This is a genomic window from Tepidimonas sp. HKU78 (genome assembly GCF_049860815.1).
Classification (GTDB): domain Bacteria; phylum Pseudomonadota; class Gammaproteobacteria; order Burkholderiales; family Burkholderiaceae_C; genus Tepidimonas.
In genome coordinates, this window is record NZ_CP187547.1 from 1532890 (window position 1) to 1548663 (window position 15774).

General features: G+C 65.8%; 12 protein-coding genes and 1 pseudogene. 9 read left to right on the top strand and 4 right to left on the bottom strand.

What is annotated here, in order from left to right; translation table 11 throughout:
* Positions 1-83: 83 nt before the first annotated feature.
* Both ACPYIS_RS07725 and metG read right to left on the bottom strand, forming a co-directional pair.
* Positions 84-233, bottom strand: a pseudogene (locus tag ACPYIS_RS07725) (hypothetical protein); the annotation flags it as partial.
* A gap of 177 nt (positions 234-410) precedes the next feature.
* Positions 411-2498, bottom strand: coding sequence for a methionine--tRNA ligase (metG, locus tag ACPYIS_RS07730; RefSeq protein WP_424894778.1), 2088 nt, complete (start codon positions 2496-2498; stop codon positions 411-413).
* Positions 2499-2686: 188 nt separating this feature from the next.
* Between metG and apbC the strand changes: the two genes are divergently transcribed.
* The 5 genes from apbC to ACPYIS_RS07755 are packed head-to-tail and all read left to right on the top strand — an operon-like array spanning position 2687 to position 7864.
* A complete protein-coding gene (gene apbC / locus ACPYIS_RS07735; protein ID WP_425973461.1) occupies positions 2687-3778 on the top strand; it encodes an iron-sulfur cluster carrier protein ApbC in 1092 nt (363 codons plus the stop codon).
* A gap of 30 nt (positions 3779-3808) precedes the next feature.
* Positions 3809-4432, top strand: coding sequence for a DUF3305 domain-containing protein (locus ACPYIS_RS07740; protein ID WP_424860130.1), 624 nt, complete (start codon positions 3809-3811; stop codon positions 4430-4432).
* Complete coding sequence (locus tag ACPYIS_RS07745; RefSeq protein ID WP_424859632.1) at positions 4429-5118, top strand: DUF3306 domain-containing protein; 690 nt, start codon at positions 4429-4431, stop codon at positions 5116-5118. Before ACPYIS_RS07740 ends, ACPYIS_RS07745 begins: the two co-directional genes overlap by 4 nt.
* Entirely contained in the window at positions 5115-7217 is a 2103-nt protein-coding gene (locus ACPYIS_RS07750; RefSeq protein WP_424859631.1) for a 4Fe-4S dicluster domain-containing protein, read from the top strand. Before ACPYIS_RS07745 ends, ACPYIS_RS07750 begins: the two co-directional genes overlap by 4 nt.
* Positions 7218-7231: 14 nt before the next feature.
* Entirely contained in the window at positions 7232-7864 is a 633-nt protein-coding gene (locus tag ACPYIS_RS07755) for a TorD/DmsD family molecular chaperone (protein WP_424859630.1), read from the top strand.
* Positions 7865-7871: 7 nt separating this feature from the next.
* On the opposite strand, the gene ACPYIS_RS07760 is transcribed toward ACPYIS_RS07755, so the two are convergent.
* A complete protein-coding gene (locus tag ACPYIS_RS07760) occupies positions 7872-9917 on the bottom strand; it encodes a sensor histidine kinase (protein ID WP_424859629.1) in 2046 nt (681 codons plus the stop codon).
* Entirely contained in the window at positions 9914-11299 is a 1386-nt protein-coding gene (locus ACPYIS_RS07765) for a sigma-54-dependent transcriptional regulator (protein ID WP_424859628.1), read from the bottom strand. Before ACPYIS_RS07765 ends, ACPYIS_RS07760 begins: the two co-directional genes overlap by 4 nt.
* 413 nt (positions 11300-11712) lie before the next feature.
* Between ACPYIS_RS07765 and ACPYIS_RS07770 the strand changes: the two genes are divergently transcribed.
* Genes ACPYIS_RS07770 through ACPYIS_RS07785 form a run of 4 tightly spaced genes read left to right on the top strand, consistent with a single transcriptional unit; the run spans position 11713 to position 15770 of the window.
* A complete protein-coding gene (locus ACPYIS_RS07770) occupies positions 11713-11925 on the top strand; it encodes a formate dehydrogenase (protein WP_424859627.1) in 213 nt (70 codons plus the stop codon).
* 11 nt (positions 11926-11936) lie between these two features.
* Complete coding sequence (locus ACPYIS_RS07775; RefSeq protein WP_424859626.1) at positions 11937-14903, top strand: formate dehydrogenase subunit alpha; 2967 nt, start codon at positions 11937-11939, stop codon at positions 14901-14903.
* Positions 14904-14913: 10 nt separating this feature from the next.
* The gene (gene fdh3B / locus ACPYIS_RS07780) at positions 14914-15516 is read left to right on the top strand and encodes a formate dehydrogenase FDH3 subunit beta (RefSeq protein ID WP_424859625.1); all 603 of its coding nucleotides are present in this window, start codon (positions 14914-14916) and stop codon (positions 15514-15516) included.
* Between the two features lie 2 nt (positions 15517-15518).
* Positions 15519-15770 carry a hypothetical protein gene (locus ACPYIS_RS07785; protein WP_424859624.1) on the top strand — a complete coding sequence of 84 codons (252 nt, stop codon included), beginning with the start codon at positions 15519-15521 and terminating at the stop codon, positions 15768-15770.
* Positions 15771-15774 lie beyond the last annotated feature (4 nt).

The window sequence follows — 15774 nt, forward strand, 5'->3', positions numbered from 1 at the left end:
GGTCGACACCAGCAACCCGCCGACTCCGCGACGATGGCCGTCCACAACCCGGCCTGGGGCGACAGCCCGCTGGCGATGGAAAACGCCATGGCCAGTGGCAGTGCCACCACGCCGACAGTCAATCCTGCACCGATGTCACGCCACAGGCGTGTGCGGTCATAACCCGAAAGATCGTCCAGCAGCCGGGGACGAAACCGGTGAACATTGCATTGCGCCATGATCCCCATCTCCATTCCACGTTTGGCAAGCGAAAAGCCCCTCGGCGGCGAGATGGGGATGGGGCGGGCCGCAGTGGCGCAGCCGCGTGATGAAACGCCGCCTTGCCGTCAGACCGGTGGAGCGGCGATGGGAGGGGTGGCGCTGAGTGGGACCCATTCGGACCGCAGTGTACGCCATCCACAACGCGATGCTCAACGTACCCGCATGCCGGGGGTGGCCCCGTCGTGGGGTTGCAGCAGAAACAACCCAGGTTGGCCGCCGTCGGCGGCGCTCGCGGCGAGCACCATGCCCTCACTGACGCCAAACTTCATCTGACGCGGTGCAAGGTTGGCCACCATCACCGTCAGTTGCCCCACCAGTTGCTCGGGCGTGTAGGCCGAGGCGATGCCAGAGAACACTTGCCGCGTGCGGCCCTCGCCGACGTCCAGCGTCAGGCGCAACAGCTTGGTCGAGCCTTCGACCCGCTCGCACGCGACGATGCGCGCGATGCGCAAGTCCACCTTGGCAAAGTCGTCGATGGTGATGGTGGGGGCGATCGGCTCCCCGCCCGGCGCGGGCGCGGACGGGGCTGCCGCTGGGGCCGCAGCCGGCTCGAACAGCGCGTCCAGGGTCTTCGCATCGACGCGCTGCATCAAGTGACTGTAGGGCTCAATGGCGTGTCCGGCCCCCAAGGGCTGGCGTGCGTTGTCGAAGTCCAGCGGCGCGCAGCGCAGGAAGGCCTCCACCCGCTCGGCGGTGGCAGGCAACACCGGCTTCAGCATCGCCGTCAGCAGCCGGAATGCCTCCAGGCAGGTGGTGCAGACGTCGTGCAGGCGCTCGCTCAGGGCCGGGTCCTTGGCCAGCTCCCAGGGCTTGTTTTGATCCACGTAGGCGTTGACGCGGTCGGCCAGGGCCATGATGTCGCGCACGGCCTTGCCGTATTCGCGCTCGGCCCACAGCTGCGCCACCGCAGGCAGCGCGGCCTGCAGGGTGTCCAGCAGCGCCTCGCCGTCGGGCGAGATGGCGCCCAGTTGCCCGCCAAAGCGCTTGGTGATGAAGCCCGCCGCGCGCGAGGCGATGTTGACGTATTTGCCGACCAGGTCGCTGTTGACGCGAGCGACGAAATCGTCCGGGTTGAAGTCCACGTCCTCGACGTGCGGGTTGAGTTTGGCTGCCAGGTAGTAGCGCAGCCACTCGGGGTTGAGTCCCAGGCGCAGGTAGCGCATGGGGTCGATGCCGGTGCCGCGGCTCTTGCTCATCTTTTCGCCGCTGACCGTGATGAAGCCGTGCACGAAGACGTGCGCGGGCGTTTTGCGGCCCGAAAAATGCAACATGGCCGGCCAAAACAGCGTGTGAAAGTAGGTGATGTCCTTGCCGATGAAGTGGACCTGTTCCACTGCCGGGTCGGCCACGAACTCGTCGAAGCTCTGTGCGGTGCGCGACGGGGCGTGCCAGTGCTGCGCGGCCTGTCCCTTGTCGAAATGGTTTTTTAGGCTGGCCAGATACCCGATGGGAGCATCGAGCCAGACGTAGAAATATTTGCCCGGTGCGTCGGGGATTTCGATGCCGAAGTAAGGTGCGTCGCGGCTGATGTCCCAGTCGCTCAGTGCCCCGCCCGAGCCGTCACCCAGCCACTCGCGTATTTTGTTGACCACCTCGGGCTGCAGGCGCCCGGGGGTGCTGGTCCAGTCCTGCAGAAATTGCACGCAGCGCGGGTCGGACAGCTTGAAGAAGTAGTGCTCAGACTGGCGCAGCTCCGGCGTGGCGCCCGACAGCGCGGAGTACGGCTGGCGCAGCTCCGTGGGGGTGTAAACCGCGCCGCAGGCTTCACAGGCGTCACCATACTGATCCGCAGCACCGCAACGCGGGCACTGTCCCTTGATGTAGCGGTCGGGCAGGAACATGCCCTTGACCGGGTCGTAGAACTGCTCGATGGTGCGGGTCTCGATCAGTCCCGCCCCCTTGAGCGCCCGGTAGATGTCCTGCGCGAGCTGGTGGTTTTCGGGTGCATCGGTGCTGTGCCAGTTGTCGAAGCGCACGTGAAAGCCGTCCAGGTAGGCCTGGCGGCCGGCGGCAATCTCGGCCACGAACTGCTGGGGCGTCTTGCCGGCCTTCTCCGCGGCGATCATGATCGGCGCGCCGTGCGCATCGTCGGCGCCGACGAAATGCACCTCGTGCCCCAACAGCCGCTGGGTGCGCACCCAGATGTCGGCCTGGATGTATTCCATGATGTGGCCGATGTGAAAGTGGCCGTTGGCGTAGGGCAGGGCAGTGGTGACGAACAGTCGGCGCTGTGGCATGGGGCAGTCCTGTGACGGCGAACGGGGCCGGACCATCGGGCGGCCGGCAAGGGGCAAAGGTGACCCGTCGCACAAGTCCGCGATTTTACTGAGGGCACTTCGCCGGCGCCGGCGCGAAAATCGCCCGACAGCGGCTAGACTGCACGGTTATCGGCCACACTGACCCGTTACCAGGAGACACCCGATCCATGAGCATCAACCCCGAAGTGCTGCAGCGCGCGCTGCAAACCGTCGTCGACCCCAACACCGGCAAGGATTTCGTTTCCACCAAGGCGCTGCGCAACCTGCAAATCAGCGGCGGTGATGTGGCGTTCGAGGTGGAGCTGGGCTACCCCGCGCGCAGCCAGTGGCCCGAGTTGCGGCGCGCGCTCATCGCGGCCGCCAAGGGCGTGCCCGGCGTGGACAACGTGTCGGTGCAGATCGTCACCCGCATCCAGGCCCATGCGGTCCAGCGCGGCGTGCAGCTGCTGCCGCAGGTCAAGAACGTCATCGCGGTGGCGTCCGGCAAAGGTGGCGTCGGCAAAAGCACCACCACCGTCAACCTGGCGCTGGCGCTGGCGGCGGAAGGGGCCCGTGTGGGTATCCTGGATGCCGACATCTATGGGCCCAGCCAGCCGATGATGATGGGCATCGAGGGGCGGCCGGAAAGCCTGGACGGCAAGACCATGGAGCCGCTGGAGAACTACGGCGTGCAGGTCATGTCGATTGGTTTTCTGGTGGACAAGGACGAGGCCATGATCTGGCGCGGCCCCATGGCCACCCAGGCGCTGGAGCAGCTGCTGTGGCAGACCAACTGGAAGGATTTGGACTACCTGCTGGTGGATATGCCACCGGGAACCGGCGACATCCAGCTCACGCTGTCGCAGCGCGTGCCGCTGACCGGGGCGGTGATCGTGACCACCCCGCAGGACATTGCCTTGCTCGACGCCCGCAAAGGCATCACGATGTTTCAGAAGGTGGGCGTGCCGATCCTGGGCATCGTGGAAAACATGGCCGTCTATTGCTGTCCGCAGTGCGGACACACGGAGCACATTTTTGGTGCCGACGGCGGCAAACGCATGGCCCAGGAGCTGGGCGCGGCCTACCTGGGCGCGCTGCCGCTGAACCGGCAGATCCGCGAGCAGGCCGACACCGGGCGCCCGACCGTGGTGGCCGACCCGGAGGGCGAGATCGCCAAGATATACGCTGCAGCGGCGCGGCAGGTGGCCATCGCAGTGGCGGCGCGCGCCAAGGACTATTCGAGTAAGTTTCCCACGATCACCATCAGTCGAGAGACGTAAGCGACATCGGCTCCGGTGCAGACCATGGATATGCTGACGGGCAGCAACCCTTCTCCTGCCCCCCGGGCGGCGGAGCGGATCGTGACGGGCGTCGTGATGCGACGCGAGCCCGTGCCGGGCCCGATGGCGCGCTGGCAGCCGTGGCGCTGGACGCTGGCAGACGTGCAGGTGCTGCAGGGGCCGCACGAGCTGACCTGCGCCGTCTGGCCGACACTGGCCGGGCGCGGGCCGGTGGCGCTCGAGCCTTGTGATGCCCCCGCGTCGGCCGCCCAGAGTCATTGGGGTTTTCCGGGCTACGTCGTGTCGTTGCACCCGGAGGATGCCGAGGGCTTGTATTTGAACCTGACCGCGCCGCAGCCGTGCTTTTGGGTGATGTGGCGCTCGGGGGAGACCGACGACGATTTACCCGAACCCCAGATCGTCACGCTCAGCTACCACGACGCGGGGCGCTGGCTCGATGCCCAAGAGCGGGTGGACCAGGTGCCCGCGCCTGCCGACGTCATCGGCTGGATGGCGCGGTTCGTGCAGCGGCACTACCGGCCCGAGCCCAAACGTCGGGCCAGACCGGCGAGTTTTCAGCCGCTGACGGATCGGTTTGGGCAGTCCGTGCGCATCAGCACCGGCGCACGCCCTGCGCGCGAGGAGGGGACATGAGTGCGGATGAAGAGGGGTTTTTCTCACGCTGGTCGCGCCGCAAGGCGCTGGCCCGCGCAGGGCAGTCGCTGCCGCCCGAGGAGGGGCACCCGCCCGAACCGATGGCTGAGCTGGCGCCCGGCTGCCCGCCATCGGTGTCGCCAGCGGTGGATCGGGCCGTGGTGCCAGTTGATGATGTGACCCAGGTCGAGCAGGGGCGCGAGGGGAGTTCGCAGCCACCGGCGCCCGCAACGTCCCCCCCGCCGCCCACCCTGGAGGATGTGCGTCAGCTGACGCTGGACGCCGATTTCCGCCCCTTCGTGGACCGCCGGGTGCCCCCTGAGGTGCGCAATGCCGCCTTGCGCAAGCTGTTTTCCGACCCGCACTTCAACGTGATGGACGGGCTCGACGTCTACATCGACGACTATTCGCGCCCCGATCCGTTGCCGACCGAGATGGCGCGCCGCATGGTGGCGGCGCAGTTCATGGGGTTGTTCGACGAACGGCCCGCCCCCGAGTCGGCGAAGTCGGCCGAGGACGCCTCCCATGCGGCCAACCCCGCACAGTCGGCTGCTGCCGACGCGGTACGGGCGGAGCCGCCATCCCTCTCGCCGTCGGGCGACGAAACGGCCGATGGCGCCGATTGCCCCGACGTGACCGAGTGCACCCGCCACCCCATCGATCGCCCCCAGGCTTCTGCGACATGACCACGCTCGTCTGCAACTGCAACCGCACCATGCCGCTGGATGGCGCAGCCCTGAGCCGCGCCCTCGGTGAACACCTGGACGTGCACACCACGCTGTGCCGTCGCGAGGCCGCGGCTTTCCAGCGCGCAGCACGCCTGCCGGAGGCGCTCGTCGTGGCCTGCACGCAGGAGCAGCCGCTGTTTACCGAACTGGCCGAGGCGACCGTGGGTGCGGTGCCATTGCAGGAGCGACCGATCCGCTTCGTCAACCTGCGTGAGACCGGCGGCTGGTCGCGGCAGGCTGCCCACGCCATGCCGAAAATGGCCGCGCTGTTGGCAGTCGCCCGTCTGCCGGATCCCGAACCGGTTCCCGTGGTGCGCTACGAAAGTCAGGGGCGGCTGCTCATCATCGGTCCGTTGCCCGAGGCGGAAGCGATGGCCGATCGGTTGCGTGACGTGTGGCAGGTCACGCTGCTGGCAACGGGTGGGGACGGCGGACAATACCGGCGCGACCCGGTGCTGGCCGGCCGTGTGCTGAGCCTGACCGGATGGTTGGGGCAGTTCACGCTGCGCTGGGCAGAGGACAACCCCATCGCACTCGACCTGTGCACGCGCTGCAATGCATGCATCGCGGCCTGCCCGGAAGGCGCCATCGGGTTGGACTACCAGATCGACCTGGCGCGCTGCCGCAGCCATCGCGACTGCGTACGGGTGTGCGAGGCACCGGGTGCCATCGACTTTCAGCGCGAGCCCGAGCCGCAGGAAGCGACCTTCGACGCCGTGCTCGACCTGCGTCCGGCGCCGGCGTTCACCCAGCACGCCCTCCCGCAGGGCTACGTGCACGTGCCGCCCTCGCTGGGGGCCGAGCAGCGCGTGGAGCGCCTGTGGTGGTTGCGCGACGCGGTTGGCACTTTCGAGAAGCCCAAGTTTTTCCGCTACCAGCAGCGCCTGTGTGCGCACGCACGCAACGAAAAAGTGGGTTGCAGCGCGTGCGTGGAGGTGTGCTCGGCCAGCGCCGTGCGCAGCGACGTGGCGCACCACCGTATCGTCGTCGAGCCCCATTTGTGCGTCGGCTGTGGTGCTTGCACCACGGTGTGTCCCACGGGGGCACTGACCTATGCCTACCCGGATGCCACGTACCAAGGACGGGTCTTCAAGACCCTGCTGTCGACGTTTCGCGCCGCAGGCGGGCGCGATGCGGTGCTGCTGTTGCACAGCCAAACGGCGGGACAGCGCCTCATCGAAGCCTGGGGCCGGGCAGCGCAATTGGACCGCGACGTGCACGGCGTGCCAGCCCGTGTGCTCCCGTGGGCGCTGTGGCACACCGCAAGCGTCGGGCTGGAGTTGTGGTTGACCGCCATCGCCTACGGCGCCAGCCAGGTTTGGGTGCTGCTGACCGATGAGGAAGCGCCCCAGTATCGCGACGCGTTGCAAGCCCAAATGGCCGTGGCGGAAGCCATCTTGCAAGGCTTGGGCTACGAGGGGGAGCACTTCCGCCTGTGGCAGGCGCGCGATGCGCGCGATATCGCCACGCTCGACCAAGCGGCTCGGGTGCCGGCGGCGCGCGGTGTGGCAATGGTGGCCAGCTACGCGGTGCAAGCGGATAAGCGGGCCACGCTGGAACTGGCGCTGGAGCACCTGATCGCCCAGGCACCTGCCCCCATCGGTGCCGAGATCGTGTTGCCAGCCACCGGGGCGCCGCTGGGCACGCTGCACCTCGACACCGAGGCCTGCACGCTGTGCATGAGCTGCGTGGGGGCCTGCCCGACGGGCGCGCTGCAGGACAATCCCACTGCGCCGCAGTTACGCTTCATCGAAAAAAACTGTGTTCAGTGCGGCTTGTGTGTCAAGACTTGTCCAGAACAGGCCCTGCGGTTGCAGCCCCGGCTGTGGCTGGACGGGCAGCGTCGGCAGGCCCGCATCCTGCACGAGCAGGAGCCATTCCGATGTGTGCGTTGCGGCAAGCCCTTCGGCACGCTCAAAGGGGTGGAGACCATGATCGCGCGCCTGGCTGGTCATGCGATGTTTCAGGGCGCGGCCGCCGAACGGCTGCGTATGTGCGGCGACTGCCGGGTGATCGACATCCACACCGGTCCGCAAGCCCGCATCACCGATCTGTGAGGAGCCGTGCCACCATGTCGTCCACCACCGTCACCGTGCATCCGATGCCCTCACGCTCTGCGTTCGACGAGGAGACGGCACGCGCCGAGATTTATGGCGTGCTGGCGACCCTGTTCTATGCCCCGCCCGATGAGACGCTGCTCGCGCGACTGCGGGTGTCGGTGACCGAAGTGGGTGCCGACGGCGCGTTTCTGCAAGAACCCTGGCGTGCCCTGGTGGCGGCGGCTCGCGCCCAAACGGCGCCGGCCATCCGCGACGAATACGAGGCACTGTTCGTCGGCGTCGGGCGCCCCGAGGTGCACCTCTATGGCTCGCACTACTTGTGCGGCTTTCTCAACGACAAGCCGCTGGCAGCGCTGCGGGACGATTTGGCAGCGCTCGGTCTGGGCCGCAGCGAGACGATGCCGGAGACCGAAGATCACATCGCCTATCTGTGCGAGGTGATGCGCTACCTCATCGCTGGTGACGATGCAGCCGTGTGCAACCTGGCGCGCCAGCAAGCGTTCTTCGCCCGCCACCTGCAGCCGTGGGTGGTCGCGCTGTGCGATGCGATCGAGGCCCAACCCAATGCCCGTTTCTACGCCGCGCTGGCCGCTTTCACCCGCGCCTTCATGCAAGTCGAGGCGCAGGCATTCGACCTGTTGTGACCCCGCGTCAGGCACCCGGCTCCGTTGGCAGCTCTGCGCTGCCGGCGGCGGGCGTTGGTTCTTGCGGCTCGCTGTAGAGCCAAACGCGGAAGATCGCCCCGGACCGATCGGTTCGGTTGTCGGCCTCCAGCCGACCCCCGTAGCGCTCTACCAATCCCAGACTGATCCATAGGCCCAGCCCGTTGCCCTCGGGCTTGGTGGTGAAGAAGGGGCGGAATAACCGTTCTCGCACCGTGGCATCCAGCCCCGGCCCCTCGTCGATCACGGCCAGCCACGCGCCCACTGGGCGGCCGTTTTCTATCCAGTCGCCCGTCTTCAACTCCAGCCGCCCACTCGCAGGCGATGCCTGGATGGCATTGACCAACAGATTGATCACCACTTGCTGCAGTTCTTGCCGGTTGCACGCTACCCGTACGTCTGCACGGTCGTCACGCGTGACGACCAGCTGGCGCTGCTGCACCAGGTGGGCCACGAGTACCAAGCAGTCATCGACCACGGATGACAGGGTCAGCGGCTCCACGTAGCCCGCAAACTCCGTCGGACGCGCGTATTGCAGCAGGCGCGTCACGATCAGCCGCATGCGCTCGATCTGCGCGTCGAGCAGCGCCATTTCGGCTTTGACCGGATCGGCGGCGGGGCCCAGGGTTTCGCGGATCAGGTCCAGGTTGCCCTGGATGACGGCGATGGGATTGTTGATTTCATGGGCGACGCTGGCGGTTAGCTGGCCGATGGCGGCGAGCTTTTCGGATTTCACCAGTTGTTGCTGGGCCAAGCGCAGCTCGCGTGTGCGCTCGGCCACTTCACGGTCCAGCGTTTCTCCCCACGATCGCAAGCGTTGGGTGTTGTCGGCGATCACGTCCAGCAGTCGGTCCAGGTGCTGGGCCAGCGTGCCGAGTTCGTCTTGCGACGGCAGCGGGCCTACCCGTGCCGTCGTGTCGCCCTCTTCGATGCGCCGCATGGTGGCATGCATGCGCTCCACCGGCTGGATCAGCGCGCGCGCCCAGCGCAGTGACCACGCGACCGTCGCCACCATGACGGCCGCGAACAGCGCCGCAGTACCGATCAGCACCCCCAGGCGTACCCAACGCAGCGGCGCTTCGAGGATGCCGACGTACAGCATGCCAATGCGGTGCCCCGATGCGTCGTGCAGGGGTTCGTACGCGCTGACGTACCAGTCATTGACCACGAAGGCCCGATCCAGCCACGTCTGGCCCTGTTCGAGCACCGCGTCGCGCACCGCTTGCGACACGCGCGTGCCAATGGCACGCCGATCGCCAAACAGCCGCACGTTGGTGCTGATGCGCACGTCGTCGAGGAACAGCGTGGCCGTGCCCTGGCTACCGAAAGGCAGCGCCCCCTCGGGATAGACAATGCGGTTGATGTGATCGATCAAGTCGAGGTTATGGTTGAGCAGCAGCCCTCCATGCAGTACCAGTCCTGGCACGGGTGCATCCGGGGGCACTGGCATGCTCGCCAGCATCAGCATCGCTCGGTCTTCGATGGTCCGGTCGGTGGGCGCGGCATTGCGCGTGGGCATCAGCGGGATGGCCGCCCGCGCTGCCAGGCCCGGTGCGTGCGTCTCCAGTTGCGCCGCAGACCAGACGACCAGGCGAGCGGCGCTGTCAAGGGTTTGGGCAGGCGCCGCCATGGAGTCGTGTATGGGGCGCAGCACCAAAAAGTCCAGCCCCAAGCGCGCTCGTTCGCGCTCGAGCCAGTCGAGCAGTGCCGGATCGTCGAGCGGGGCACCTCGTGGCTCGCGCGACTGGCGTGCGCGGGCGGTCCGCAATCTTTCGTGCAGGGCGTGTGAGATGGCTGCCGCGCGCGTGCCTGCTCCCACTTCGGCCAGAACCTGGCCAAAATAGCCCCGGGCCACCGCCAAGTCGGCGCGTACCTTGGTGTGCAACAGGCGATCGTAGGCAAAGTCGGTCCACGCGGACAGCGCCAGCAGCAACAACGGCAGCGCGATCAATAGTGGCGCCAGCGCGATCGCGAGCAACTTCAGCCGCACCGAGCGGCCCAGGCGCTCGCGCCAGCGCTGCACGATCGCGATCACGTTCCGGCTCCCCCTTGCGCTGCCCACTCGGCCACGCGGCGCTCCAGGGTGCGCCGCGATACCCCGAGCAGTTGGGCGGCGCGTGCTTTATCGCCTCCCACCGATTCGAGCACGGCCAAGATATGGCGGCGCTGCAGGGTTTCGAGGTCCAACCCGTCCCCTGCCACCGCGGGCGCGGCTGCGTGCAGCGGCGGATACAGCGCCGAGACGTTGACCTCGCCCAGGATGAGGGAGCGCTCGACCCAGTTGCGCAGCTCGCGCACATTGCCCGGCCAGCGGTAGGCACGCAGCAGGGCCATGGCTTCGGTACTCACCTGCAGCGGAGCCACGCCCAGCGCTGGCGCCAACACGTGAATGAAGTGCTCGACCAGCATCGGAATGTCCTCTGGGCGCTCGCGCAGCGGCGGCAGTGTGATGTCCACCACGCGCAGGCGAAAGTAGAGATCCTCGCGGAACCGGCCAGCCGTTACTTCGTCCGCCAGCGAGCGGTTGGTCGCGGCGATGATGCGCACATCTACCGGTATCGTCTGTTGGCTGCCCACGGGGCGAACCTGCAGCTCCTCCAGCACGCGCAGCAGGCTGGCTTGCACCGGCAGCGGCAGGTCGGCCACTTCGTCCAAGAACAACGTGCCCCCTTCCGCGTACACGAACAGACCGTCGCTGGCCATCTGGTTGCCGCGGGCCAAGCCGAACAGCTCCTGGGCAATGTGCTCGGGCGACAGCGCGCCACACTGCACCGGCACGAAGGGCCGGTTGACTTGCGGACTGCAGGCATGCAGTGCGCGCGCCACCAGCTCCTTGCCGGTGCCCGACTCGCCTTGAAGCAGCACGGTGCTGGGCGTGGGGCCGATGCGCTCGATCGTGGCGCGCAACTGGCGGGTGGCCAGCGATTCGCCGATCAAGGGGGTACCGATGGAGCGTGAGACGGTGGCGGCGCGCCGCAGCACGAAGTTTTCCCGCCGCAGGCGCGCCCTTTCGTGGCACTGTCGAATGGCGTTGAGAATCTGTGGTACCCGAAACGGCTTGAGAATGAAGTCCGACGCCCCTGCCCGCAAGGCCTCGATGGCGGTGTCGAGTGCCGCGAAGGCGGTGATCAGGATCACCTCGCCCATATAACCCTGCGCGCGCAGCGCCTGCAGCCACTGCACGCCGCTTTGGCCCGGCAAGGCAATGTCCAGAATCACGACGTCGAAGCGCTGGGTCCGCATCCACTGCGCCCCTTCTTCGGCGCTGCCCGCGGCGGCAACGAACCGGCAGCGCGGAGCCAAGACCTTGATGAGAAAGTTGCGCATGCCCGGCTCGTCGTCGACGATCAGGATCGAGCCTTCGGGCCACGCGTCCGGTTTGTTTTCGGCGGGGGAGGGCGATGCGGGAATCGTCATGCCCGGGATTGTATGAATTCCGACCAAAAAAGTCGGAATGTGTCACGTACGAGACAGGGTGATGGGGTGGCCATGGCGGGCGCGCTTGCGACAAATTGTCGCAGCGCGTCCGTCAAATCGGACGCGCCAAACGCAGCGTTCAGGCATACGGTCGGTGAACGCGTCACCATGGTTTCATATGTTGCATCGCGTCAAAAATCCATTCATCATCGACGGCTGATGGAATGAAGTTTGCTTGAATCGAAAACCAAGCATCGCTTGAATGGACCTCTCGACGGACCTCCCGCGGCGTACGAGGAGGTACCTGACATTTCTCACCTTGCGCGCTGGCTCCAGCGGCGTTAGCCTTACTGCACCAAACACGTTGGCGCAAGGTGAGTGCGCCGACTTGCGTGCAGCCCGAGGAGAGTCCCATGGAATCCAAGTCATCCGCTTTCGTTGCCGGCCGGCGACGCTGGTTCGTCGCGGCGGGCACTCTTGGTGCCGCTGCCGCCGTCGCCAGTGTCGTGCCTGCCACCCCGGTGGCCCCCGCGCAGTCATCGCCGAGCCGCCCCACCCCGAACCGCGGCGGTGGCTATCACGTCTCTGCCCACGTCGAGCACTACTACCGCACTGCCCGCATTTGAGGAGCGCTGCCATGCTACTGACCAAAACGTCTGCACGGACCCACGGGTCGCGCGCCGAAGGGGCCCTGGTCGATCGTCTGCGTCAGGGGCTGGCGCGTGCCATTCCCACGGTCGATCGCCGAACGTTTCTGCGCCGCTCGGGGCTCGGGCTGGGTGTTGGTTTGGCGGCCACCCAGTTGTCGTTGGTTCGGCGTGCCGAAGCCGCAGCAAAGTCTGCACCCGGCGAGGTGGGCGGCAAGATCGAGGTCAAGCGCACCGTCTGCACGCATTGTTCGGTCGGTTGCGCCATCGATGCCGTTGTCGAAAACGGTGTCTGGGTGCGGCAAGAGCCCGTTTTCGATTCGCCCATCAATTTGGGTGCTCATTGCGCGAAAGGTGCCTCGATACGTGAGCACGGGCATGGCGAATATCGCTTGCGCTATCCTATGAAGCTGGTCAATGGCAAATACCAGCGCATTACGTGGGATCAAGCCTACGACGAAATCGTGGCCCGGATGAAAGCGCTACGCGATGAAAGCGGGCCGGATTCGGTGTATTTCGTCGGCTCGTCCAAACACAGCAACGAACAAGCTTATTTGTTGCGCAAGTTCGTCAGCTTTTGGGGCACCAACAACTGCGACCACCAGGCGCGCATCTGCCACTCGACGACGGTGGCGGGCGTGGCCAACACCTGGGGTTACGGGGCGATGACCAATTCGTACAACGACATGCAAAACAGCAAGGTGGCGTTGTACATCGGCTCCAACGCGGCGGAGGCGCACCCCGTGTCCATGCTGCACATGTTGCACGCCAAGGAGCTGGGCTGCAAGATGATCGTGGTCGATCCGCGCTTCACGCGCACGGCCGCCAAGGCGGATGAATATGTGCGCATCCGCTCAGGCACCGACATCCCCTTCCTGTTTGGGGTGCTCTACCACATCTTCAAAAACGGCTGGGAAGACAAGCAGTACATCCACGACCGCGTCTACGGCATGGATAAAGTCCGCGAGGAGGTGCTGGCCAAGTGGACTCCCGACAAGGTCGAAGAAGCCTGCGGCGTCAAGGAGGAGCAGGTCTTCAAAGTGGCCAAGATGATGCACGAGAACCGGCCGGGCACCATCGTCTGGTGCATGGGGCAGACGCAGCATACCATCGGCAATGCCATGGTGCGCGCTTCCTGCATCTTGCAACTGGCGTTGGGCAATATCGGCGTCAGCGGTGGTGGGGCCAACATCTTCCGCGGGCACGACAACGTGCAAGGCGCCACCGACGTCGGCCCCAATCCGGACTCGCTGCCCGGCTATTATGGCCTGGCCGAGGGGTCGTGGAAGCATTACGCGACCGTGTGGGGCGTGGACTTTGATTGGATCAAGTCCCGCTACGCCGAGGGCATGATGACCAAACCCGGCATCACCGTCTCGCGCTGGATCGACGGGGTGCTGGAGAAAAACGAGCTGATCGACCAAGGGCCCAACATCCGCGGCATGTTTTTTTGGGGGCATGCGCCCAACTCGCAAACGCGCGGGCTGGAGATGAAAAAAGCCCTGGACAAGCTCGACTTGCTGGTCGTCATCGACCCGTATCCTTCGGCGACGGCGGCGATGGCAGCCATGCCCGGGGATCCGGCCGATCTCAACCCCAACCGCGCGGTGTACTTGCTGCCCGCGGCCACGCAGTTCGAGACCAGCGGCTCGTGCACCGCCTCCAACCGCTCCATCCAGTGGCGCGAAAAAGTCATCGAGCCGCTGTGGGAGAGCCGCACCGACCACATGATCATGTACCAGCTGGCCCAGCGGCTGGGTTTCGACAAGGAACTGTGCAAGAACTACACGTTCCAGAAAGTCAAGGGCATGGACGAGCCGGTGCCCGAAGACATTCTGCGTGAAATCAACCGCGGGGTGTGGACGATCGGCTATACGGGCCAGAGCCCGGAGCGCATCAAGGCACACATGCGCCACATGCACGCGTTCGATGTCAAGACGCTCAAGTGCAAGGGTACCGTCGTCGACAAAGAAACCGGATACGACTTGACCGGTGACTATTTCGGTCTGCCGTGGCCCTGCTTCGGCAAGCCCGAGCTCAAACATCCGGGTTCGCCCAATTTGTACGACACGTCCAAGCATGTCATGGAGGGGGGCGGCAACTTCCGCGCCAACTTCGGTGTCGAGCGCGACGGCGTCAGCTTGCTGGCCGAAGACGGCTCGCATTCCAAGGGGGCCGACATCACCACGGGCTATCCGGAGTTGGACCACATCCTGCTCAAGAAGCTGGGCTGGTGGGACGAACTCACCGAAGAAGAAAAAAAGGCGGCCGAGGGCAAAAACTGGAAGACGGACCTGTCGGGCGGCATGATTCGCGTCTTCATGAAGAACCACGGCTGTCATCCCTTCGGCAACGCCAAGGCGCGCGCGGTCGTGTGGAATTTCCCCGACCCCATCCCGCAGCACCGCGAGCCGATTTACGGCACTCGTCCCGATTTGATCGCCAAGTACCCGACGCACGACGATCAGAAGAACCGCTGGCGCCTGCCCATCCTGTACAAAACCCTGCAGCAAAAGAACGTCGAGGAGCGGCTGCACGAGAAATTCCCGCTCGTCATGACCTCCGGGCGGCTCGTGGAGTACGAAGGCGGCGGCGAGGAGACACGCTCCAACCCCTGGCTGGCCGAGTTGCAGCAGGAGATGTTCGTCGAAATCCACCCCGCGGCGGCGGCGCAGCGAGGCATTCGCAACGGCGACCGCGTGTGGGTGACCACCCCCACCGGAGCGCGCATCAACGTGCAGGCGCTGGTAACCGAGCGGGTCGCGCAGGATCACGTCTTTCTGCCGTTCCATTTTTCGGGGCGCTGGCAGGGCAAGGACATGTTGCCCTATTACCCCGAGGGGGCCTACCCGATCGTGCGCGGAGAGGCGGTCAACACCGCCACGACGTACGGTTACGACATCGTGACCATGATGCAAGAAACCAAGACCACGATCTGCAACGTGGAACGCGCCTGAGGAGCACGCCATGGCCCGCATGAAGTTTATTTGTGATGCCGAGCGCTGCATCGAGTGCAACGGCTGCGTGACCGCGTGCAAGAACGAGCACGAGGTACCTTGGGGCGTCAACCGCCGGCGCGTGGTCACGCTCAACGACGGCGTGCCCGGTGAAAAATCGATCTCGGTGGCGTGCATGCACTGCTCGGACGCGCCGTGCATGGCGGTGTGCCCTGTGCAGTGCTTCTACCGTACCGAAGAGGGCGTGGTGCTGCACGACAAAGACGTGTGCATCGGTTGTGGCTATTGCAGTTACGCCTGCCCGTTTGGCGCCCCCCAATTCCCAGCGCAGGGCACCTTTGGTGTGCGCGGCAAGATGGACAAATGCACGTTCTGTGCGGGCGGCCCCGAGCCCAACGGCAGTCAAGCCGAGTTCGAAAAGTACGGCCGCAATCGCCTTGCCGAAGGTAAGTTGCCGGCGTGTGCCGAGATGTGCTCGACCAAGGCATTGCTGGCCGGTGACGGCGATGTCATCGCCGATATTTTCCGCACTCGCGTCGTGCAACGCGGCAAAGGTGCCGAGGTGTGGGGATGGGGTACCGCGTACGGCGCCCAGTCCAAGGCAGGAGCATGACCATGAGCGCACGCCGTTTGACATGGATGATGGGGGCCGTGGCCATCGCATTGAGCCTGGCAGGTTGTGGCGAAAAACCCCAAACCGCCAGCGGCATCAAGTCGGATCAACCGCCCTACACCGGCGCGGGCGGCAGCCCGTTTGCCGAACGTGGCTGGACAACCGGTGACAAGACCTCATGGGCGCAGCACCTACGCGCGCGGGCACAGTACGGGCAAAACGAGTACAGCCGCCCCGCAAGCGCGGCCCAATGATTCC